This window comes from Roseateles sp. P2_H4 (assembly GCF_056403315.1).
Window position 1 is genome coordinate 18,668 of record NZ_JBFUFR010000009.1, and the last position, 23,276, is coordinate 41,943.

The 23,276-nt window shown below is 68.3% G+C and carries 17 protein-coding genes; 16 read left to right on the forward strand and 1 reads right to left on the reverse strand.

The window, feature by feature from the left end; all coding sequences use genetic code 11:
* The first annotated feature begins 73 nt into the window (after positions 1–73).
* The 9 genes from AC1DW3_RS09020 to AC1DW3_RS09060 are packed head-to-tail and all read left to right on the forward strand — an operon-like array spanning position 74 to position 9,503.
* Positions 74–1,636, forward strand: a complete 1,563-nt coding sequence (locus tag AC1DW3_RS09020) for a sugar ABC transporter ATP-binding protein (protein ID WP_477930629.1) — start codon at positions 74–76, stop codon at positions 1,634–1,636.
* Positions 1,633–2,616: an ABC transporter permease gene (locus tag AC1DW3_RS09025; protein ID WP_477930630.1), complete on the forward strand. Its 984-nt coding sequence runs from the start codon at positions 1,633–1,635 to the stop codon at positions 2,614–2,616. The genes AC1DW3_RS09020 and AC1DW3_RS09025 overlap by 4 nt, the downstream gene beginning before the upstream one ends.
* A gap of 29 nt (positions 2,617–2,645) precedes the next feature.
* Entirely contained in the window at positions 2,646–3,587 is a 942-nt protein-coding gene (locus AC1DW3_RS09030; RefSeq protein WP_477903883.1) for a substrate-binding domain-containing protein, read from the forward strand.
* A 31-nt stretch (positions 3,588–3,618) separates the two neighbouring features.
* Positions 3,619–4,641 (forward strand): aldo/keto reductase, encoded by a 1,023-nt coding sequence (locus AC1DW3_RS09035; RefSeq protein ID WP_477930632.1) that lies wholly within the window; start codon positions 3,619–3,621, stop codon positions 4,639–4,641.
* Positions 4,641–5,489: an amidohydrolase family protein gene (locus tag AC1DW3_RS09040; RefSeq protein WP_477930634.1), complete on the forward strand. Its 849-nt coding sequence runs from the start codon at positions 4,641–4,643 to the stop codon at positions 5,487–5,489. The genes AC1DW3_RS09035 and AC1DW3_RS09040 overlap by 1 nt, the downstream gene beginning before the upstream one ends.
* Positions 5,490–5,493: 4 nt before the next feature.
* The gene (locus AC1DW3_RS09045; protein ID WP_477903889.1) at positions 5,494–6,504 is read left to right on the forward strand and encodes a zinc-binding alcohol dehydrogenase family protein; all 1,011 of its coding nucleotides are present in this window, start codon (positions 5,494–5,496) and stop codon (positions 6,502–6,504) included.
* Complete coding sequence (locus AC1DW3_RS09050; RefSeq protein ID WP_477930636.1) at positions 6,498–7,643, forward strand: mannitol dehydrogenase family protein; 1,146 nt, start codon at positions 6,498–6,500, stop codon at positions 7,641–7,643. The genes AC1DW3_RS09045 and AC1DW3_RS09050 overlap by 7 nt, the downstream gene beginning before the upstream one ends.
* A gap of 14 nt (positions 7,644–7,657) precedes the next feature.
* Positions 7,658–7,987, forward strand: a complete 330-nt coding sequence (locus AC1DW3_RS09055) for an L-rhamnose mutarotase (RefSeq protein ID WP_477903893.1) — start codon at positions 7,658–7,660, stop codon at positions 7,985–7,987.
* Positions 7,977–9,503 (forward strand): UxaA family hydrolase, encoded by a 1,527-nt coding sequence (locus tag AC1DW3_RS09060; RefSeq protein WP_477930638.1) that lies wholly within the window; start codon positions 7,977–7,979, stop codon positions 9,501–9,503. The genes AC1DW3_RS09055 and AC1DW3_RS09060 overlap by 11 nt, the downstream gene beginning before the upstream one ends.
* A gap of 91 nt (positions 9,504–9,594) precedes the next feature.
* Here the strand turns inward: AC1DW3_RS09060 and AC1DW3_RS09065 are convergent, their stop codons facing one another.
* The gene (locus tag AC1DW3_RS09065) at positions 9,595–10,302 is read right to left on the reverse strand and encodes a FadR/GntR family transcriptional regulator (RefSeq protein WP_477930640.1); all 708 of its coding nucleotides are present in this window, start codon (positions 10,300–10,302) and stop codon (positions 9,595–9,597) included.
* 428 nt (positions 10,303–10,730) lie between these two features.
* On the opposite strand from AC1DW3_RS09065, the gene AC1DW3_RS09070 reads away from it, so the two are divergent.
* The 7 genes from AC1DW3_RS09070 to AC1DW3_RS09100 all read left to right on the forward strand — a co-directional run bounded on the left by AC1DW3_RS09070 (position 10,731) and on the right by AC1DW3_RS09100 (position 23,274).
* Positions 10,731–10,910 carry a hypothetical protein gene (locus AC1DW3_RS09070; RefSeq protein WP_477930642.1) on the forward strand — a complete coding sequence of 60 codons (180 nt, stop codon included), beginning with the start codon at positions 10,731–10,733 and terminating at the stop codon, positions 10,908–10,910.
* Complete coding sequence (locus AC1DW3_RS09075) at positions 10,907–12,229, forward strand: GDSL-type esterase/lipase family protein (protein ID WP_477930644.1); 1,323 nt, start codon at positions 10,907–10,909, stop codon at positions 12,227–12,229. The genes AC1DW3_RS09070 and AC1DW3_RS09075 overlap by 4 nt, the downstream gene beginning before the upstream one ends.
* Positions 12,230–12,233: 4 nt before the next feature.
* Positions 12,234–14,714, forward strand: coding sequence for a glycoside hydrolase family 95 protein (locus tag AC1DW3_RS09080; protein WP_477930646.1), 2,481 nt, complete (start codon positions 12,234–12,236; stop codon positions 14,712–14,714).
* Positions 14,715–14,716: 2 nt separating this feature from the next.
* Positions 14,717–16,234, forward strand: a complete 1,518-nt coding sequence (locus AC1DW3_RS09085) for a family 43 glycosylhydrolase (RefSeq protein WP_477930648.1) — start codon at positions 14,717–14,719, stop codon at positions 16,232–16,234.
* Between the two features lie 135 nt (positions 16,235–16,369).
* A complete protein-coding gene (locus AC1DW3_RS09090) occupies positions 16,370–19,165 on the forward strand; it encodes a WD40/YVTN/BNR-like repeat-containing protein (protein ID WP_477930650.1) in 2,796 nt (931 codons plus the stop codon).
* A 161-nt stretch (positions 19,166–19,326) separates the two neighbouring features.
* Positions 19,327–20,985 carry a glycoside hydrolase family 5 protein gene (locus AC1DW3_RS09095; protein WP_477930651.1) on the forward strand — a complete coding sequence of 553 codons (1,659 nt, stop codon included), beginning with the start codon at positions 19,327–19,329 and terminating at the stop codon, positions 20,983–20,985.
* A 78-nt stretch (positions 20,986–21,063) separates the two neighbouring features.
* Positions 21,064–23,274 carry an exo-alpha-sialidase gene (locus AC1DW3_RS09100; RefSeq protein WP_477930653.1) on the forward strand — a complete coding sequence of 737 codons (2,211 nt, stop codon included), beginning with the start codon at positions 21,064–21,066 and terminating at the stop codon, positions 23,272–23,274.
* Positions 23,275–23,276 lie beyond the last annotated feature (2 nt).

The following is a 23,276-nucleotide window of genomic DNA, read 5'->3' on the forward strand; positions in this document are numbered from 1 at the left end:
TGACCAAATAACAAACTTATGGCAAAGTGGCAAGACCGCAAACTTTGCCATTCCAACGCGCCCTCCCGCCGCGATGCCCGCGCTCTCCGCTTCCTCGCCGCCCTCGCCCCTGCTCAGCATGCAGGGCGTCTGCAAACGCTTCGACAACGTCACCGCCCTGTCGGGCGTGGCGCTGGACGTGCGCGGCGGTGAAGTGCATGCGATCTGCGGCGAGAACGGCGCCGGCAAGTCGACGCTGATGAAGATCCTCAGCGGCGTCTACACCCCCGACGAAGGCGAGATCCACATCGATGGCGAGCCTGTGCGCATTCAGGGGCTGCACCATGCGCAGGCCCTGGGCATCGTCATGATTCACCAGGAGCTCAACCTGGTGCCCCACCTGACGGTGGCCGAAAACATCTGGCTCGGCCGCGAGCCGCGCCGCGGCTGGTTCGTCGATAGCGCCCGGCAGCGCGAAGGGGCTCGCACCTGCCTGCAGCGCCTGGGCGTGGATATCGATCCCGACGCCGAGGTTTCGACCCTGTCCATCGCCCAGCAGCAGATGGTCGAAATCGCCAAGGCCCTGTCGATGCAGGCGCGGCTGCTCATCATGGACGAGCCCACCTCCTCGCTGGGCGAGGCCGACGCGACGCGCTTGCTCAACGTCGTGCAAGACCTCAAGCGCGAAGGCGTGGGCATCGTCTACATCTCGCACCGGCTCGACGAGCTGGATGTGATCGTCGACCGGGTCACCGTGCTGCGCGACGGCCACTACATCGCGACGCGCCTCTGGGCCGAGACCTCCATCGACGAGATCGTCAGCTTGATGGTGGGCCGCGAGTTGAACCAGCAATTCCCGCCGGCGACGCGGCAGCCTTCCTCCGAAGTGCTGCTGTGTGTGCGCGGCCTGCGGCGCGAGGGCGTCTTCGGGCCACTGAACTTCGATTTGCGGCGCGGCGAGATCCTCGGCTTCGCCGGCCTGGTGGGCGCCGGCCGCACCGAGGTTGCGCGCGCGCTGTTCGGCGCCGATGCGGTCGACGGTGGCGAGGTTGAACTGGCCGGCGAGCGGCTGGACATCCGCTCGCCGCGCGATGCCATCGCCGCAGGCATCGCCTATGTCTCGGAAGACCGCAAGGCCCACGGGCTGGCGGTGAAGATGAGCGTGGCCCACAACATCACGCTGGCCAACCTGGGCGCGCTGGCCAGTGGCCTGGGCTTCATCGACGCGGCCGGCGAACGCAGCACCGCCGAGCGCTACATCGCCGAGCTGGCCATCCGCACACCGTCGCCGGACCAGATCGCCCGGCTGCTGTCGGGCGGCAACCAGCAGAAGGTGGTCATCGCCAAATGGCTGTTCCGCCAGGCCCGGGTCATCCTCTTCGACGAACCGACGCGCGGCATCGACGTGGGCGCCAAGTACGCCATCTACGCGCTGATGGACCGGTTGGCGGCCGAGGGCGTCGGCGTCGTGCTGATCAGCTCGGAGCTGCCCGAAGTCCTCGGCATGAGCGACCGCGTCGCCGTGTTCCGCCAGGGCCAGCTCGCGAGCATGCTGGAGACCCGCCAGTGCAGCCAGCACGACGTCATTCACCATGCCTCGGTCGGCTCCTCCGAGCCGGCCATGCGCAGTGCGGCCCTCCTTGAACCGACTACATGAACGACCGCCGAAAAGACCTGATCCAGAAATTCGCCGCGCTGGCGGGCCTCCTCATCCTGATGCTCGTCTTCTCGCTGACGAGCGACGCCTTCTTCTCGGTCGGCAACGCGATGACGGTGTCGCTGCAGGTGACCACCATCGTCTACCTGGGCATCGGCGCGACGCTGGTGATCCTGACCGGTGGCATCGACCTGTCCGTCGGCTCGGTGCTGGCCCTGTCGGGCGTGGTGGCGGGCATGCTGGTCAAGAGCGGCATGCCGGTGGCGCCCGCCATGGTCCTGGGCGTCGTCGTCGGCGCGCTGTGCGGTGCCATCAACGGCCTGTGCGTGACGCGGCTGCGGCTGCCACCCTTCATCGCCACGCTGGGCATGATGCTGGTGGCGCGCGGTGTCGCGCTGCAGCTCACTGACGCGCGAGCCATCTCGGGCCTGGGCGAGGCCTTCGGCGCGCTCGGCAACGGCGCGCTGTGGCGCATCGAGAAGATCGACGAACAGGGCTTCCCCGACGTCGTCTTTCCCGGCATCCCCTATCCCGTGCTGCTGATGATCGCGCTGGCCATCGCCGCCGGCATCCTGCTCCGGCGCACCACGCTCGGGCGGCATTTGCACGCGGTGGGTTCCAACAGCGAGGCGGCGCGGCTGTCGGGTGTGAATGTCGGGCGCGTCGCGATGTTCGCCTACGTGGCTTCGGGCGCGCTGGCAGGCCTGTGCGGCTGCGTGCTGATGTCCCGCCTCGTCACCGCGCAACCCAACGAGGGCGTCATGTACGAGCTTGACGCCATCGCGGCGGCCGTCATCGGCGGCACTTCGCTGCTCGGCGGCGTCGGCACGATCTCCGGCACGCTCATCGGCGCGTTCGTCATCGGCATCCTGCGCAACGGGCTGAACATGAACGGCGTCTCGTCCTTCACGCAGCAAATCATCATCGGCCTGGTCATCCTCGTCACCGTCTGGATCGACCAACTCCGCAACCGGCGTTGAAGACCGGTTCCATCCCCAGGAAACATTCCATGCCCCGCCATTTGATCCACGCGCTCATGAGCGCCTGCCTGGCCCTGCTCGGTGCCGCAGCCCAGGCCGGCGAGATCGCCGTCATCGTCAAGACGACCAACTCGACCTACTGGCAAAACGTCAACAAGGGATCCGAGACCGCCATCAAGGAAATTCCAGGCCACACGCTGACCTTCTCCGGGCCGGCCAGCGAATCGGCAATAGCCGACCAGGTCAACCTCGTCGAGAACGCGATCAACCGGCGTGTCGCCGGCATCGTGCTGGCCCCCTCGGACCCCGACGCGCTGGTACCGGTCATCAAGAAGGCCTGGGAAGCGCGCATCCCGGTCGTGCTGATCGACTCCCATGTGTCCGAGGCCGGCAAACCCTACTACCAATCCTTCCTGACAACGGACAACCGCGCCGCTGGCGAACTCTGTGCCAAGCAGCTGATCGACAAGATCGGCACCACCGGCAAGGTGGCCGTCATGTCTTTCGTGGCGGGCGCAGGCTCCGAGGTCGGCCGCGTGGGCGCCTTCACGAGCTATCTGAAGGCGAACTCCAAGCTCGAGATCGTCGGGCCCTTCTATTCCCAGTCGCAGATGGCGACCGCCATGAACCAGACCACCGACGTGCTGGCTGCCCATCGCGACCTCAAGGCCATCTTCGGCGCCAACGAGCCCACTGCCGTCGGCATGGGCCGCGCCCTGGTGCAGAGCGGCCGCGCGGGCAAGCTGGTCGCGATCGGTTTCGACGGCAACCAGGACCTGCAGAAATTCGTCCAGGACGGCACGCTCGCGGGCATCGCGGTGCAGAGCTCCTTCCAGATGGGCTACCTCGGCGTGAAGACCGTGTCCGACGTGCTGCAGAAGAAGCCCGTGTCCAAGTTCCGCGACACCGGTGTCGTGTGGGTCAGCAAGGCCAACCTGCAGTCGCCCGAGGCCAAGGCCGTCCTGTACTGAAGTGAACCTGCGACGACTTTCACTGCAACACATGAACCGCCTTCCCAGTCGCTCCCTTCCTGGCGCCGGTCTGCCGCTGACCACGCTGGGCCTGGGCGCCGCCGCGCTGGCCGGCCTGTACGAAGCCGTGGACACCGCCACGGCCACCGCGACGCTGCAGGCCGCCTGGAGCGCCGGCATCCGCTATTTCGACACAGCCCCGTTCTATGGCTACACGCGCAGCGAGCGCCGCGTGGGCGAGTTCCTGTCACGCCACCCGCGCGACAGCTTTGTGCTGTCCACCAAGGTCGGGCGCGTCATGCATGCCGACCCGACGGTGGCGGCCGGCAGTGACGACTGGGCCGACCCGCTGCCCTACCGCCCGGTGTACGACTACAGCTACGGCGGCGTGCTGCGCTCCTTCGAGGACAGCCTGCAGCGCCTGGGGCTGGCACGCATCGACATGCTGTTGGTGCACGACATCGGCCGCCTGACCCACGGCGACGGGCACGACGTTCATTGGCACGCGTTGACCACGGGCGGCGGCTTTCGCGCCCTGGAGGAGCTGCGCAGCCAGGGCGTCGTGAAGGCCATCGGCCTGGGTGTGAATGAATGGGAAGTGGCGCAGCAGGCACTGGCCACCGCAGCGCTGGACTGCGTGCTGCTGGCCGGCCGCTACACCCTGCTTGAGCAGGGCAGCCTCGGTTTCCTGGACCATTGCGCGGCGACCGGCGTCGGCGTGGTTATCGGCGGTCCCTTCAACTCGGGCCTGCTGGCCGGACAGGCCAAGTACAACTACGGCAGCGTGCCACCGGAGGTGATGCGCCGGGCCCGGGCCCTGGACGCCACCTGCGCGGAGTTCGGGGTGCCGCTGCAGGCGGCGGCCCTGCAGTTCCCGCTCGCGCATCCGGCCGTCACCAGCGTGCTCGCGGGCATGCGCTCGCCCGAGCAGGTGGCGGCCAACGCCGCCTGGATGGCTCGCGCCATCCCGCGCGAGCTCTGGCACCGACTGCGTGGCCGCGGCCTCATCGCCGGCAACGCGCCCCTGCCCGACAGCGGCCCGCAGGACGACTGATGAGGGTCGACGCACATCAACACTTCTGGCGCCTGGTCGACCGCGAGGGCCAGTGGCCGCCGGCTTCGCTGCAGGCCATCCACCGTGACTTCGGCCCCGACGACCTGGCACCCCAATTGCAGGCAGCCGGCGTCGATGCCACCGTGCTCGTGCAATCGCTGCCCAGCGTGGCTGACACGCATTGGATGTTGTCGGTGGCCGAGCGCACGCCGTGGGTGAAGGGTGTCGTCGGCTGGGTCGACTTCAAGGCGGCGGATGCGGCCGCGCAGATTGACGCGCTGGCCCGCCACCCACTGCTCAAGGGCCTGCGCCCCATGCTGCAGGACTTGCCGGACGACGACTGGATCGCCGACCCCGCCTGTGACCCGGCCGCCGAGGCCATGCAGCGCCACGGCCTGGTGTTCGACGCGCTCGTGCTGCCGCGCCAATTGCCCGGGCTGCGCCGCTTCGCCGAGCGCCATCGAGGCTTGAGCATCGTCATCGACCATGCCGCCAAGCCGTTCATCGCACGCGGCGAGATCGAGCCCTGGCAAACCCACATGGCCCCGCTGGCCGCCCTCCCCCAGGTCCATTGCAAGCTCTCGGGCCTGCTGACAGAGGCCGGTGAGCGCCGCGACGCCGCAGCGCTTCACCCCTACACCCAGGCACTGTGGACGCTGTTCGGCCCCCAGCGCCTGCTGTGGGGCAGCGACTGGCCGGTGCTGCGCCTGGCCGCCGACTACGCCGACTGGTGGCAGCTCGCCCACCAGCTGGCTCGCCAGTTTCAACCCATTCCCCAGCCTGACGACCTACGTGCGCTCTTCGGGGGTAATGCCAATCGCATCTACCGCCTTGCCTTGACTGACTAGCACCATGCTGACTGTTTCCTGCGAATCCCCCGGCATCCTCGTCGCCCACGACCGCCCGCGCCCGGAGCGCGGCCCCGCCGAGGTGCTGTTGCGCGTCAAACGTGTGGGCGTGTGCGGCACCGACCTGCACATCTTCACGGGCCACCAGCCCTATCTGAACTACCCCCGCGTCATGGGGCACGAGCTGTCCGGCATCGTGGAGGAAGCCGACGCGGACAGCGGCCTGAAGCCAGGCGACGCGGCCTACGTGATGCCCTATCTGTCCTGTGGCCACTGCATCGCCTGCCGCCAGGGCAAGACCAACTGCTGCGTGCGCATCCAGGTGCTGGGCGTGCATCGCGACGGCGCCTTCGCCGAATATGTCAGCGTGCCGCAGCGCTTCGTTGGCAAGGCAGGCGACATCACGCTGGACCAGGCCGCCATGCTGGAATTCCTCGCCATCGGTGCGCATGCCGTGCGGCGCGGCGAAGTCGCCGCCGGCCAGCGCGTGCTGGTGGTGGGTGCAGGCCCGATCGGCATTGGCGCAATGATCTTTGCCGGTCTGCGCGGCGCGGTCGTCACGGCCCTGGATGGCCGCCAAGACCGGCTCGATTTCGCGCTGAAGCATGTCGGCGTGGCTGCGGCCGTGCCGCTCGGCGAGGGCGACGAGGCGCAGCTGTCGGCACTCACCGATGGCGAGTTCTACGACGTGGTGTTCGATGCCACCGGCAACCCCGGGGCCATGGAACGGGGCTTTCGCTTCATCGCCCACGGCGGGCGCTACGTGCTGGTATCCATCGTGCAGGGTGACATCCGCTTCTCCGACCCCGAATTCCACAAGCGCGAGGCCACGCTGCTCAGCAGCCGAAACGCCACGACGGAAGACTTCGAGACGGTCATGAAGGCGATGCGGGAGGGCCTGGTGCCCGACGCGGCGCTCGCCACTCACCGCATGACGCTGGCTGAAGTACCTGTCGGCTTCCCGCGCCTGCTTGACCCAGCGGAAGGCGTCATCAAGGCCATCGTCGAATGCTGAATCCGGCAACGAGGGAAGGCCAGCCGATCCTGCAGTTCGGCACCAGCCGTTTCCTGCAGGCGCATGTTGACCTGTTCGTCAGCGAAGCGGCCGAGCGCGGCGAGGCACTGGGCGGCATCACGGTCGTGCAGAGCACCGGCAACCCGGCCAGCACGATGCGCACGCAGGCGCTGGCGCGCACCGAAGGTTTCGACATCATCGTGCGCGGACTGTCTGGCGGGCAGGCCGTGGAGACCCGCAAGACCTGCAGGTCCGTGCGTGAAGCCTTCCATGCCGCCGACGACTGGACGGCCGTGCGCGCACGAGCCCGCGGGCCGGTGCAGGTGATCGTCTCCAACACCGGCGACGGTGGCTGGGCACTGGCGCCGGAAGACGCCGCGGGCCTGCTGGCCGACGGCGCCATGGCGCCCGCCTCTTTCCCCGCCAAGCTGCTTGTGCTGCTTCACGACCGCTGGCAGGCTCGGCCGGGCGCCGAGTTGACGCTGCTGCCCTGCGAACTGGTGTCGCGCAACGGCGATGCCCTGCGCGAGCTGGTCGTGGCGCTGGCGCGGGCATGGCAATGCGCGCCCGCCTTCGTCGACTGGGTGCAGACACAGCCGGTCTGGGGCAATTCGCTGGTGGACCGCATCGTCTCGGAAGCCCTGGAGCCCGTGGGCGCCGTGGCCGAGCCGTATGCACTGTGGGCCGTCGAGGCCCAGCCGCGGTTGCAGCTGCCCTGCCGCCATCCCGACATCATCCTTACCGATGACCTCGCCCGCTACGAGCGGCTCAAGTTGTTCCTGCTCAACCTCGGCCACACCCTGCTTGCCGAGTGGTGGCTGACGGCCCGCCTCGCCGCCGACATGACCGTGCGTCAAGCCATGCATGAACCCACCCTGCGCAACCCGCTCGAGCAGGCATGGGAGCAGGAGGTGCTGCCGGTGTTCGAAGCGCTCGGACAAGGCGAAGAGGCGCGCGACTACCTCGCCGTGCTGCGCGACCGGTTGCTCAACCCCTTCCTGGCCCACCGCCTGGCCGACATCGCCCAGAACCACGTCCTCAAGAAGGCACGGCGCCTGCAACCGGTCGTCGACCTCGCACGCGAGCACGTGCCCGGGCTGCCTCAGCCGCGCCTGCGGGCCGCGCTCGCCGCCCACTGAACAAGGAACACGCAATGCAACGCATGGGCATGGTCATCGGCATCGAGCCGGGCCGCATCGCCGAGTACAAGCGCCTGCACGCCGCCGTCTGGCCCGCCGTGCTGGCCCGCCTGGCCCTCGCCAACATTCGCAACTACAGCATCTTCCTGCGCGAGCCGGAGAACCTGCTGTTCGGCTACTGGGAGTACCACGGCAGCGACTACGAGGCCGACATGGCGGCCATCGCCGCCGACGTCGAAACCCGCCGCTGGTGGACCTTCTGCAGCCCCTGCCAACTTCCGTTGGAAAGCCGCGCCGCCGGCGAGCATTGGGCGGCCATGGAATGCGTCTTCCATGTCGACTGAATTGCTGCCAGCAGACGCGCTGATCGTGCTGCATGCCCGCGACAACGTCGCGGTGGCACGCGTTCCCCTGTCCCCGGGAACCGACGTCGCTCGCCCCGATGGGATAGCGCTGAACGTCACGGACCCGATCGACGCCGGCCACAAGGTGGCCTTGCGGGCCATCCAGGCCGGCGAGCCGGTGCTGAAGTACGGCCAGCCCATCGGCGTGGCCAGCGCCCCGATCGCGGCCGGCGAGCACGTCCACGCCCACAACCTCGGCATGGCCGCAGCGCTGCCGTCATCGCCAGCTGAAGGCCGCGCGGCTCCGGCCCTCGGCCTGCACGAGGCCGCCAGCTTTGAAGGTTATGTGCGGGCCGACGGCCGCGTCGGCACCCGCAACTACATCGGCGTGATATCCAGCGTCAATTGTTCGGCCAGCGTCTGCAAGGGGATCGCCCGCGCCTTCGAAGGCGGCTCGGCGCTGCCCGGTGTCGACGGCGTCGTCGCCATCACGCATGGCAGCGGCTGCGGCATGAGCGCGGGTGAAGGCCTGGAGCTGCTGCGGCGCACCTTGCGCGGCTATGCCATCCACCCGAACTTCGCCGCGGTGGTGGTGGTCGGACTCGGCTGCGAAGTCAATCAGGTCGGCGCGCTGCTCGATGGCATCGGCGACGCGGCGCGCGTGCGCAGCCTGACCATCCAGCAGCAAGGCGGCACCCGGGAGGCGATCGAGCGCGGCCAGGCGCTGGTGCGCGAACTGGCTGCCGAAGCCGGCCTGGCGCGCCGCCAGACCGTGGCTGCCTCCCGGCTGGTCGTGGGGCTGCAATGTGGCGGCTCCGACGGCTATTCAGGCATCAGCGCCAATCCGGCGCTCGGTGCGGCGGTCGATCTGCTGGTGCGCCACGGCGGTACGGCCATCCTGTCGGAGACGCCTGAGATCTACGGCGCCGAACATCTGCTGACCGCCCGTGCCGCATCACCCGACGTGGCGCAGCGACTGCTGGACCGCCTGCGCTGGTGGGAGGACTACGCAGCCCGCAACGGCGCCGAGCTGGACAACAACCCCTCGCCCGGCAACAAGGCCGGCGGCATCACCACCATCCTCGAGAAATCGCTGGGGGCGGTTGCCAAGGGCGGCAGCAGCACGCTGATGGACGTGATCGGCTATGCGCAGCCCGTGCAGACCGCCGGCCTCGTCTTCATGGACACGCCGGGCTATGACCCCGTGTCGGCCACGGGCCAGGTGGCCGGTGGCGCCAACCTGATCTGCTTCACGACCGGCCGGGGGTCGACCTATGGCTGCAAGCCCACGCCGTCGCTGAAGCTGGCGACGAACACGCCGCTGTTCGAACGCATGCGCATGGACATGGACTTCAACGCCGGCGGCATCGTGGACGGCACCCAGAGCGTCGCCGAAGCCGGCGAGGCGCTCTTTCGCCTGATGCTGGACACCGCCTCGGGCCGCGCGACGCTCAGCGAAACACACGACCTGGGCGACAACGAGTTCGTGCCCTGGCAGCTCGGCGCCGTGATGTGATGCGCGACCATGCAGGCCGACTCTTCGGCGAAGATCGATAGCGCCCCCGCCGATGGGCAGAAGCCCCCAACTGCCTTGCAGCAGCGAGGCTTCAGACGGCCCCGTTGCTCTCGCCGACCCAGCGGCCCAGCGAGGCCTGCAAATGGTTGCACATGGCGGCGGCCGCGGCCTGAGGATTGCGAGCCTCCAGCGCACGGTAGATCGCCTCGTGCTCGGAAAGAGCGGCCTGCCAGGTGTGAGTGCTCTCGGTCCGCCCGCTCATGCGTGACGCGATGGGGGTGTGCCGGCCATCGAAGAGCGTTCCCACCATGCCGACCAATACCGAGTTGCCGGCCATCTCGGCAATGCTCTGATGAAAGCGGCGGTCCGACTCGACGGGCTTGCGGCCATTCGCATGGTCTTCCCGCATCGCGTTCAACGCGTCCTCGACCCGGTGCAGGGACGCCTTCGTGACCCGCGCCGCTGCGAGCGTGATGATGGCGCTCTCCACCACGACGCGCGCCTGCGCCAGCTCCGCTGGGCTTTCGCCGAGGGCCGACGTCGCCAGTTCACCATCCGGTGGCGGTGTGCAGACATACACACCCGAACCGCCACGGATCTCCACGCGGCCGTCGATCTCCAGCGCGATCAGCGCCTCGCGCAGCGATGGCCGCGAAACGCCGAGTTGGAGCGCCAGTTCACGCTCTGCCGGGAGGCGGGACCCCGTGGTGATTCCCTCCTCTTCGATCAGCGCACGGACCCTGTCGGCGACCAGCTGATATTGCCGACGCACTTCGCCGGCGCGGTGGGGGTTTGGCATTTGGATGTTGCTTCGCTGACAAAGTGGACAGACCAAATGTTATCGCAAACAGTTGATTTCGATCCGCAGGGCGTCAATGCCGGAGGACGACAGCTATTCGGGTATGCACCGGTAAGACCGATTTTCGGCTGTGGCAAAGTGGCAAGACCAAATTGGTTTGACCACTGCTGCCGATACCCAAGCGCGAACCGTACAGCTTTTGACAACGCTGTCGCCCCGCGCGCACTTCGGCAGCGGGTTGAGCCGTCAGGAAGGCAAGCCCATAGAGCGCTCGGTACAGGCGCGCCACAGGAGACGCAGGTGAACAACCACCGCCGCATTGCAGTTTCAGCAGTGGCCGCAGGGGCGGCCATCTTCGGCATGCGTACGGCCCTCTTTCCGCACGCGCGCCTCTCTGGCTGTAGCCACGGTCATTCCCGAAAACAGCCATGCTGAAGATTTCCCTTGCCAGCCAGCGCGTCGCCAGCGTCACCGCCTTCTGCCTGTTTGCCTCTTCCGCATCCCTCGCTACCGAACCGCCCCGCCTCGTCCAACGCGACGACGACTGGGGCCTGAACTTCGTCGCCAACCCACGCGTGCTGAAGGTCAAGATGGGGCGCTACAAGTGAGCAGCGTTCGCACGGCCATCCTTGGCGCGCTGCTGACCACGTCGGTCTTCGGCGCCCTGGCGCAGACGGCGCCGGACATCACCATCCTGCCGGCCCCGCCAAGCGCCTGGCGCACCGTCGTCGGCCATTGGGAGGCCCAGGCCGAGCTGAGTGGCGACAGCGTCGTCGTACCCGCTCCCACGGCCGAGTACGCCCGCGCCAGCACAGTGGGCGCCAGCACGCTCAGCAGCGCCGGCAAACGCGAGGCCGTGCTGCTGGACTGGAAGAATCTCTGGTCCGCCACGCTGCGGTTCGAGTCGCGCCAGCCGCTGGACCTGCGGCCCTACCTCGGCGGCACGCTGGAGTTCGACCTCGACGTCGGCGAGCTGGCTCAGGGCGGCGTGCGCGCCAAGGTGGCCTGCGGCGACGGCTGCGAGCGCAGCGTCAACCTCATCGCACCCGCACGCGCCGCCGCCGGCAAGGGCTGGCAGCACATCGCCCTGCCCATGAGCTGCTTCACGCGCGAGGGCGCCGACTTCTCCAAGATCAGGCTGCCGTTTGCGCTCGACAGCACCGGCAGCGGGCGCGTCAGCGTGGCCAACGTGCGCATCATGCAGGCAGCCAAGCCAGGCCTTGCCTGCCCCGACTACCGCACGGAGTCCGTCACGCCGGCGATGCTCGACGAGTCCTGGGCCGTCGACTGGTGGCTGCCGCGCCACAAGGAGAAGCTCGAAGAGAAGCGCAAGCTCGTCGAAGCCGGCACGGCGCCCCAGATCGTCTTCATCGGCGACTCCATCACCCAGGGCTGGGAGAAGGAGGGCCGCGAGGTCTGGCAGCGCCACTACGCCGGGCTCAACGGCCTGGCGCTGGGCTTTGGCGGCGATCGCACGGAGAACGTGCTGTGGCGGCTGCAGCATGGCGAGATCGACCGCATTGCGCCCAAGGTGGCCGTGCTGATGATCGGCACCAACAACACCGGCCACCGCGCCGAGAGCCCGGCCACCACGGCGGCCGGCATCAAGCGCCTGGTCGACGAGATCCGCCAGCGCCTGCCCGGCACCCAGGTGCTGCTGCTGGCCATCTTCCCGCGCGGCGAGAAGCCCGACGACTTCCTGCGCGGCATCAACGAGCGTGTCAACAAGCTCGTCGCCGGCTATGCCGACGGCCGCAACGTCCACTTCCTCGACATCAATGCCGCGCTGCTGACTGCCGACGGCACGCTGGGCAAGGACGTCATGCCCGACCTGTTGCACCCCAACGAGAAGGGCTACGGTCTCTGGCAGCGCGCGATGGCCCCGACGCTGCAGAAGCTCCTCAAGGAGGGTCCGTTGCGGCCCTGATCCCATGGACATCACCCCCACCACCCGCCGCGGCTTCGTCGCCACCTCCACCCTGGCGCCCGCCCTCACCTCCCTCCTGGCAGCCTTGCCGCAGTGGGTGCAGGCCGGCGCCGCCGGCGTGAGCGCCGATGCGTTGAGCCTCTGGTACGACCAGCCCGCCGGCCCATGGATCGAGGCGCTGCCGCTCGGCAACGGCCGCCTGGGCACGATGGTCTTCGGCCGCCCCGCGCAGGAGCGGCTGCAATTCAACATCGACACGCTCTACGGCGGCGGCCCCTACGTGCCGGACAACCCGAAGTTCCGTGAGGCGCTGCCCCAGGTGCGCAGCCTCATCGAGCAGGAACGCTGGAAGGAGGCCAACGAGCTCGTCTCCGAGGCGCTGATGGGCAAGCCGATCAAGCAGATGCCCTTCTGCGGCGCCGGCGACCTGCTGCTCGACTTCCCTGGCGTGAAAGCCGCTGCGCGCTATCGCCGCAGCCTGGACCTCGACAGCGCCACCACCCTGACCACTTTCATCGACGGCGGCGGCCGCCACCGGCGCGAGACCTTCTGCAGCGTGCCGGACCAGGTGACGGTGATCCGGCTGGAGATCGAGGGCGATGGCACGATCGACCTCGACCTCGGCTACCGCCACGCCGACTACCAGCCCTATGGCGGCTTCGGCGACACCAGGTACGACGCCGATGGCGTCGTCTTCGTCGGCGCGCCCTGGGACCACCGTGAATCGCTCAACGCCGAGAAGCGGCCAGGGTCGCTGGCGGTCCGCGCCGACGGCAGCGACGCCTTGCTGGTCGAGGGCCGCAATGTCCAGGCGTTCGGCATCCCCGGTCAGCTGCGCTTTGCGCTGCGCGTGCAGGCCGTGGGCGACGGCCACATCGAGGCCAGCGGCGACCGGCTGCGCGTTCGCGGCGCGCGCCGGTTGACGCTGGTCGTCTCCGGCGAGACCAGCTATGTGAACTGGCAGGACACCAGCGGCGACCCGGTGGCCGCCGTGCGCCAGCGCACCACCGCCGCCGCGCGCAAGCCCTTCGCCCGGCTGCGCGACGACCATCTCAAGGCCCACCGCGCGCTGTTCCGCCGCCTGCACATCGATCTCGGCGGCCACGAGGCGGGTGCCCGCACCACCGACGCCCGCATCAAGGGCGTGCCCCGGCAGCCAGACGCTGCGCTGGCGGCGATGTACGTGCAGTACGCGCGCTACCTGCTGCTGTCGTCCTCGCGGCCGGGCAGCCAGCCAGCCAATCTGCAAGGGGTGTGGAACGAGGTGCTGCACCCACCGTGGGAAGGCAAGTACACGATCAACATCAACACGGAGATGAACTACTGGCCCGCCGGGCCGGCGAACCTGGACGAGTGCGTCGAGCCGCTGCTGAAGATGGTGGAGGACCTCGCCGTCACCGGCGCGCGTACGGCGCGCAACAGCTATGGCGCGCGCGGCTGGGTCGCGCACCACAACACCGACCTGTGGCGTGCCACCGCGCCCATCGATGGCCCGTTGTGGGGCATGTGGCCCACGGGCGGCGCCTGGCTGTGCACGACGCTGTGGCAGCACTACCAGTACAACCCGAGCCCGGCCATGCTGCGCCGACTCGTGCCGCTGTTCAAGGGTGCCTCGCTGTTCTTCCTCGACACGCTGGTCGAAGACCGCAAGGGGCGCGGCCTCGTCACCTCCCCGTCGCAGTCGCCGGAGAACAACCACCACGCCGACATCGCACTGTGCGCCGGGCCGGCAATGGACCGCCAGATCCTGCGCGACCTGTTCGACGCGGCCATTGCGGCGCAGGCCCAGCTTGGCGAGGACGACCCGGCATTCACCGCTGCCGTGCGCAAGGCGCGAGCCCGCCTGCCGGCCGATCGCATCGGCGCGCAGGGCCAACTGCAGGAATGGCTGGAGGACTGGGATGCGTCGGCCACCGACCAGCAGCACCGCCATGTCTCGCACCTCTACGCCGTCTACCCCAGCGAGCAGATCAACGTGCGCGACACACCCGCACTGGCCCAGGCCGCCCGCAAGACGCTGAACACCCGAGGCGACGAAAGCACCGGCTGGGCCACCGCCTGGCGGCTGGCACTGTGGACGCGCCTGGGCGACGGCGAGCGGGCTTACAAGGTCCTGCAAGGCCTGCTGGGGCCGGCGCGCACCTACCCCAACATGTTCGACGCCCACCCGCCCTTCCAGATCGACGGCAACTTCGGCGGTGCCGCCGCCATCCTGGAAATGATCGTGCAGTCCTGGGGCGGCGAGGTGCATCTGCTGGCCGCCCTGCCCAAGGCCTGGCCCGAGGGCCGACTGCACGGCGTGCGGGCGCATGGCGGGCTGGAGCTGGATGTCGACTGGAAGGCTGGCCGACTGACGCGGGTGCGCCTGCGCGGGCCGGCCAAGGCGAGCGTCGCGCTGCGCTACCTCGGCCAGCGCGTCACGGCGAAGCTGGATGAACGCGGCCATGCCCATCTGGGCGCCGCCGATTTCACGCCTGGCGCATGACCATGATTGAGCTCGTCACACCTTCGGTCGCGTCGCACGCTGCAAGCGCCCATGCGCAGCGTCGACCGGACCTGGGTGACGGAACCTTCCTCAATCCCGTCCTGCCCGGTGACCACCCCGATCCCTGCATCCTGAAAGACGGCGCCGACTACTACCTGGCCTGTTCGTCGCTGCAGTTCACACCCGGCCCCGTGATCTGGCATTCGCGGGACCTCGTGAATTGGTCACCGGTCGGTATTGCGCTGACCCGCCCCATCGGCACGGTGGGGGCCGTGGACCTGGTCAAGCACGACGGGCGCTATTTCCTTTACCTGGCCGCGTTGCAGGCCGGTCGCGCGGCCATCCATGTCGTGCAGGCCGATGACATTGCCGGCCCCTGGAGCGACCCGATCGATCTCGGACTGGTGGATTGCTTCGGCGCCAGCCACGTCGTCGCCGAGGACGGCAGCCGCCACCTGTTCGTGAATGGCGTACGCCGCATCCAGCTGACCGGCGACGGCCTCGCGACGGTGGGCGGACCTGTCCACGCTCACACGCCAGCACTCACCGAGCATGACGCCGGGCAGGCAGTGTTCACGTCATCCGGCCCGCGGCTGATCCAGCGCGAAGGGCACTTCTATCTGCTGCGTGCATCCGCAGGCGCGGGCGCTCAGACAGGCGAGCACGTCCTTACGGTTGCCAGATCGTCCTCCCTCTTCGGGCCCTGGGAGGACTGTCCGTTCAACCCGCTCAAGAATGCCGACGCGACCTGGTCCATCAGTGGCAATGCCAGCCTGGTGGAGGGGCTGAATGGAGACTGGTGGCTGGCCTGCCACGGCCACGAACAAGGGCACCGCACCCTTGGACGCCAGCCACTGCTGCAGCCCATCGAATGGGGTCGCGACGGCTGGTTCCGTACCCGCGGCAGCGCGCTCGGTCGGCCCCAGCGCAAGCCTCGCTGGGCCCAACCCTGCCCGGGCGTGCCGGCGCTGTCGGACGATTTCAGCGGCCAGCGCATCGGCCACCAATGGAGCTTCTTCGACGCCGGGCCGGACGAGCTGCAGCGCGCACGCCATGGCGACCGAGGCCTTCTGCTCGCCGGCAAGGGCAGCAGCCTGGCCGACTGCTCACCGCTGACTTGCGTCGTGGGTGACCACGCCTACGAGGCCGAACTCGAGTTCGAGATCAGCGGCGACGCGCAGGGCGGCCTCGCCCTCTTTCACGACGCACGCGGCTTCGTCGGCATCGGCATCGACGGCGACGGCATGCACACCTACAGCTACGGCCAGGCGCATCGCTGGATGCAGCAACCGGTGCAGGGCCGCCATCACCGCCTGAGGCTCACGCATCGCCGCCATCTGGTCAGCTTCCATCACGCCACCAGCGACGGCTGCTGGATGCCCAACCCCTGGCTGCAGCAGGTCTCCGTCATGCACCAGAACACCTTCGACAGCCTCCACAGCCTGCGGCTGGCCTTGTTTGCCGCCGGCGCCGGTGAGGTGCGCATGAAACGCTTCACCTACCGCCGCCTGGATGCTTGATCCATTGATCCCTTGCCGCCACCCAAATCCATCGTCGTTGTCGGGATGTAGCTCCACGCATTGAACTACGCCCCGCCATAACGCTCGTGTCCGGTGGAGACAACCCGGCCGAGCTCCTTCACTGAAAGGTAGAACATGAGAACCTTGATACCAGCCCTGCTGCTCGCCTTCGGCGCGACCGCAGGTTCGCTCGCCCAGGCGCAAAGCTGCGGCAGCGGCGGCGGCGCCACCGTCTGCCTCACGGCCACCGGCACGGCCAGCAACGTCCAGCTGGGCTGGACCGTCAGTGGCGCCGTCACGTCGCTGGAGATCTTCCGCGACACCGACGCCGACCCCAACGGCCGAATCCGCATCGCCGTGCCGGGCAGCAGCGCCAGGAGCTACAGCGACGCCTCGGGCAACACCGGCACGCGCTACTGGTACTGGGTCAAGTTCACGACCAACGCGGGCAGCTACAACTCCGGCTCGGCCAACGCGACGCTTGGCGCCAACTGCACGCCGACGGCCATCACGCCCTACATCAACGCCAACGGTGCGTGGACGCAAACGGCATCGGCCACCATCAAGACCGGCGCGTCGGCCATCCTCGGCCCGCAGCCGACATCCGGCGGCATGTGGAGCTGGAGCGGCTGCGGCACCGCAGGCGCAGCTCGCGAGCAGACCATCCAGCCGCCCGCAGCCTGCACGGCCACCGCCACCTACACCAACAGCTGTGGCGCCAAGACCCAGCAGACGTTCTCCATCAAGGTGGGTACCTGGACGAGCACGAAGTTCGGCGGCGGCGGCTATGTCAGCGGCCTCGTCTTCCACCCGACGACTCCCAACCTGCTGTACGCGCGCACCGACATCGGTGGCGCCTACCGCTGGAACCAGCCGACGTCGTCCTGGCTGCCCATCACCGACGGCCTGGGCTTCGGTGGCGGCGAGGCCAGTTTCCACGGCGTCGAAAGCATGGCCGTCGATCCGAACAACGACCAGCGCGTCTACATGGGCGCCGGCATGTACACGTTCGGGGGCAACGGCCGCCTGTACATCTCCAGCAACCGCGGTGACCAGTGGAGCTATGTCGCCCTGCCCTTTCCCCTGGGCGGCAACAACCCCGGCCGGGCCATCGGCGAGCGCCTGATGGTGGACCCCAACAAGCCGTCGACGCTGTTCTACGCCACGCGCACAGCCGGCCTGTGGAAGAGCGCCGACTCCGGCCTCACCTGGGAGCAGGTGACGTCGCTGTCGAGCGCCAAGCTGACCCAGGACCAGGTCAATGCCTTGGGTATCAACAGCGCAATGGGCGTCGAGACGGTCGTCTACGACACCAGCACCAAGGGCAGCGGCACGGCCACGCAGACGATCTACGTGCCCATCGCGCCGGACTACGTCCAGACAGCCGGCCTGGCCTCGAACCTGTACAAGTCCAGCAACGGCGGTGCCTCGTGGACCCCGGTCGCGGTGCCGATCTCCGGCTATCACATCCCGCACATGGTGCGCGCCGCTGACGGCATGTTCTATGTGGCCTTCACCAAGGAGACCGGCCCGGGCGCCGGCGGTCCCGCCCGCCTCTACAAGTTCGACGGCAGCAACTGGAGCTTGCTCAACAGCAATGACTCCGCCGGCTACGGTGGCTTGTCGGTCTCAGGCACCGGCGCGACCACGCGCATTGCGCTGGGCGTGACCAACACCTGGGGCAACTACAGCGGTCAGCAGATCATCCGGCTGTCCGACGACGCCGGCCGCAACTGGCGCGAGATCGCGGCCATGATGCCGCACACGCCGGCCGATGGCGGTTTCTGGGGCTGGCCCGACGATGTCGAGATCGATCCGCTCAACCGGGAGCGCGTGCTGCACGTCACTGGCGGCGGGGTCTGGGAAACCCGCAACGCGTCCTCGGCCACGCCGAGCTGGAACGAGTTGGTCGACGGCATCGAGGAGACGGCCGTCCTGGGCCTGGCCACGCCGCCGGCCGGTGCCACGTACACCGTGATCAACAGCACGGGTGACGTCGGCGCCTGGGTGCACACCAACCTCACGACCAAGCCGACGCTGACGCCGGCCACCAGCTGGAGCAATGCCTTCGCCGCCGACATGGCGTGGTCCGATCCGCAGTACATGGCCACCATTGGCGTCGTGCTGGGCAACAACACCGCCTACGGCATGTGGTCCGGCGACGGCGGCAAGACCTGGGCGAAGTTCGCCACCTACGCACCGGGCGCGGTGGAGAACACGGGTGGGGAAGCGAGCATCGCCGTCACGGCGCGCAACAAGGCGGTCTGGGCGCCCGGCTATTCGGTGCCGTCCTACACCACGGACAACGGCGCCACCTGGGTGCCGACCAATCTGCCGGCGATCAACAGCATCTACCCCCGCGCCTACCACCTGGTTGCCGATCGCAAGAACCCGAACAAGGTCTATGCCTACGATTCCGGTGGCAACTGGTGGGGCACGCCCGGCAAGGTCTACACGTCGACCGATGGGGGCCACACCTTCACGCTGAGCCAGGGTTCGGTGAACGCGGGGCTGGCACCGAACTATTTCGGGAACACCTCGCTGGCGGTCAACCCCAACGTCGAGGGCGACCTCTGGCTTGCCGATGGCAACACCGTGTACCACTCGACGGATTCGGGCACGACCTGGACCAAGCTGAGCAACTTCGCGTCGATCTTCGTCGGCAACCCATGGGCGCAGGTGCAGGGCGCCTCTGCGGTGGCACTGGGCAAAGCCAAGGCGGGCGCCCCGTACTCGGCTGCGGTCTACGTCGTGGGCGTCAGCAACGGCGTCTGGGGCGTGCATCGCTCCGACGACGGCGGCGCCACCTGGACGCGCTTCAACGACGACGCGAACCAGTTCGGCGGTATTGGCGTCATGGCGGCCGATCAAGGCATCTACGGCCGCATCTACATCAGTGGCACCGGTCGAGGAATGCTGTACAGCAATTGAATCGAGGGTTCGGCAGGCCGGCGTCCAAATCCAGACGCCGGGCCTGCCGTTCCATTCATCACTGTCGTCGAGGCCGTGCCCAGACCCTGGGCCGGCCTCCTACAACGCTCGCATCCGGAGGAGACAACCGGCCGAGCACTTTCAACCTTGAAAGGTAGAACATGAGAACCTTGATACCCGCACTGCTGCTCGCCTTCGGCGCGAGCGCAGGCACCCTCGCGCAGGCACAAAGCTGCGGCAGCGGCGGCGGCGCCACCGTCTGCCTGACCGCCAACGGCTCGRCCAACAACAACCAGCTCAACTGGACTGTCAGCGGCAACGTCTCGCGGCTGGAGGTCTACCGCGACACCGACGCCGACCCCAACGGCCGCAGCCGCATCGCGGTACCGGCCAGCAGCGCCAGGACCTACGCCGACGGCTCGGCCAACACCGGCACGCCCTACTGGTACTGGGTCAAGTTCACGACCAGCGCCGGCAGCTACAACTCCGGCTCGGCCAGCGCCACGCGCGGCACGGCCTGCACGCCGACGGCCATCACGCCCTATGTGAGCGTCAATGGCTCCTGGACGCAGACGTCGTCGGCCACCGTCACCGCAGGCAACTCGGCCATCCTCGGCCCGCAGCCTGTCACCGGCGGCTCGTGGGGCTGGAGCGGCTGCGGCACATCAGGCTCGGCACGCGAGCAGACCATCACGCCCGCCGCCAGCTGCACGGCCACCGCAACCTACACCAACAGCTGCGGCGCCAAGACCACGCAGGCGTTCGTGATCACCGTGCCCGGCTCCATGCGCGACCTGACGAGCGTGCAGCTGTCGCAGCTGATGTCGCCCGCCTGGAACGTGGGCAACTCGCTGGACGCCTCGCCCAACGAGACCAACTGGGGCAACCCGCTGATCAACCAGCAACTGATCAGCGCGGTGAAGGCGGCCGGCTTCAAGACCATACGCCTTCCCGTCAGCTGGAACCAGTACGCCGACGCCGACGGCAACATCAGCCCGACCTTCATGGCGCGCGTCACCGAGGTCGTGGGCTACGCCCGCAACGCCGGCCTCTACGTCGTGCTGAACACGCACCATGAAGGCAGCTGGCTGATCCCGACCTACGCCTACCAGGCGAGCGCTAACGCGCGCCTGGCCAAGCTGTGGACGCAGATCGCCAACAACTTCAAGAACTACGACGACTACCTGCTGTTCGCCGGCACCAACGAAGTCATGGTCGCAGGCGACTATGGCCCGCCGACGGCCGAGTACCAGGCCGTTCAGAACGGGTTCAACCAGGTGTTCGTCAACACGGTGCGGGCCACGGGCGGCAACAACGCCAAGCGCCATCTCGTGGTGCAGGGCTTCAACACCAACATCGACTCGACCTACAACGGCTTCATCAAGCCCAACGACTCCGCGACCAATCGGATGTTCCTGGAAGTGCACTTCTACGATCCGTACCACTTCGCCCTCGACGGCGGCAGCAACATCTGGCAGTGGGGCGCGACCGCGACCAACCCGGCCGTGACCGAGACCTGGGCCAATGAAGCCTACGTGGACGCTCAGTTCCAGAAGCTGAAGACCCGCTTCGTCGACGCCGGCATGCCGGTGCTGATGGGTGAGTACGGCGCGATCCTGAAGTCCGAGTACGACCCCGCCGGCACCTACCGCACCGCCTGGACCAAGTACGTGACCAAGTCGGCCTTCCAGCACGGCCTCGTCCCGACATGGTGGGACAACGGCTATGACGCCAACCACCAGTTCGGCCTGTTCAACCGCTACACCGGTGCGCAGTACTTCCCTGAACTGATCAAGGCCATCGTCGACAACGCCAAGTAATGTGACGACGTAGACCGGGTCGTGAGTTCACGACCCGGTGTTTCCTGCTTTAAGGCGCGCGTGATGGCGTCGACCCAGATGAAACTGATACGAACCAAGCCTTTCTGGCGTCCGCTGCTGGCAACGGCGTTGGCGCTTTTGGCCTCTCTGAGCCAGGCCGAGCCCTACCGCTGGGACAGCCTGGCGATTGGCGGGGGTGGCTACGTGGCCGCCATCGTGCCGAGCAAGACCGAGCGCGGCCTGATCTATGCCCGCACCGACGTCGGCGGCGCCTACCGTTGGGACGCCGCGCAAACGCGCTGGACCTCCCTGCTCGACGGCGTGTCCGAGGCCGACGTCGGCCTGTTCAGCGTGGATGCCCTGGCACTCGACCCCAAGGACAGCGCCGTCGTCTACCTGCTGGCCGGCGTGCCCTACTTCAGTGGCGGCAAGACCGCGGTCATGCGCTCCACCGACCGCGGCGCCACCTTCGGCCGCGTCACCGACGTGAGCCACCTCTTCCGCGCCAACGGCAACGGTCTGGGCCGCAGCAACGGCGAGAAGATGCAGGTCGACCCCGGCGACAGCAACGTCCTCTACGTTGGCTCGCGCACCAACGGCCTGTTCAAGAGCCTCGACGCCGGCGCCAGCTTCCAGCGCGTGGACGCTCTACCCGTTACCACCACGCCCAACGAGACCGGCATCAGCTTCGTGCTGCTGGACCCGACCAGCGTGGCGAGGGGCGTGGCGCAGCGCGTCTTCGTGGGCGTATCGCGCTTCGGCTCGGTCGGCCCCAACCTCTACCGCAGCGACGACGCCGGCGCCAGCTTCAAGCCGGTGGCCGATGCGCCCTCGGCCTACATCCCGCAGCGCGCAACGCTCGCCCGCGACGGCCATCTCTACATCAGCTATGGCGACGGCTCGGGTCCGCATGGCGATTGGAAGAAGCTGAACCCACCGGAGCCGCTGACGGCTGGCCAGGTCTGGAAGTACCAGGTCGCCAGCGGTGGCTGGACCAACGTCACGCCCAAGGGCGTCAAGCGCGCGTTCTCGGGCGTGTCAGTCGATCCCGCGAACGCGAAGCGGCTGGTCATCTCCACCATCAACACCTGGATGCCGCAGGGCGGCGCCAACGCCGGTGACCGCTTCTACGTGACCGACGACGGCGGCCTCAGCTGGACCGACGTGGTGGAGCGCGGCTTCGCCATGGACACCAGCGGCGTCAGCTGGATCTCCGCCTACGCCATCCACTGGACGGGCTCCATCGAGTTCGACCCCTTCGACACCCGCGCCGTCTGGGTCACCTCCGGCAACGGCGTGTTCCGCACCGCCGACATCGACGCCAAGCCGGCCACCTGGACCTTCACCGTCAAGGGGCTGGAGGAAACCGTGCCCAACGTCGCCGTCAGCGTGCCGGGCGGCCCGCTGCTGTCGGTGATCGCCGACTACGACGGTTTCCGCCATCAAAAGCTCGACGCTTTTGCGCCCATCCACGAACCCCGCCTGGGCTCGACCTCGGGCCTCGCGGTCGCCGGCAGCAACACCGCGGTCGTCGTGCGCGTGGGTGGCAAGAAGATGTACCGCTCAGCGGACACGGGCACCACGTGGACCGAGGTGGCCGGCATGCAGGGTGGCTACGGCACGCTGGCGCTGTCGGCCGACGGCGCCGCGCTGCTGCACAGCTTCCGCCAGGAAGACGGCAAGCACCTCACCTTCCGCTCCACCGACTTCATCAAAGTCAAGCCCGTCTGGACCGCAGTGCGCGGCCTGGAGGACGCGCCGGTGCGGCCGGTGGGCGACCCGGTCAACCCGGCCAAGTTCTACGCCTACGACCGCGGCACCGTGCGCGTGAGCACGGACGGTGGTGCCAGCTTTGCCGCCACCGCCACGCTTGCGCCCAAGGGCTCGTCGCTGGTGCGCGTGGCGCCGGGGCGCGAGGGTGACGTCTGGGTGGCGCTGAAGGAAGGCGGCCTGGCGCGCTCGACCGACTCAGGCCGCACGTTCACCACCTTCTCCAACATCGCCCACTGCGGTGCCGTGGGCTTCGGCAAGGCGATGGCCGGCGCGCCCTACCCGACCGTCTTCATCTGGGGCTCGCCGCAGGGCAAGCCGCTCGGCGTGTACCGCTCCACCGACGCTGGCGCCACCTGGCAGCGCATCAACGACGACGCGCATCAGTTCGGTGGCCCGGGCAACGGCGAGTTCGTCATGGGCGACATGAACATCGAAGGCCTGGTCTACATGAGCACCGTGGGCCGCGGCATCGTCTACGGCATGCCGGCCGACGCTCCCCATTCACTCAAACCCTGAGC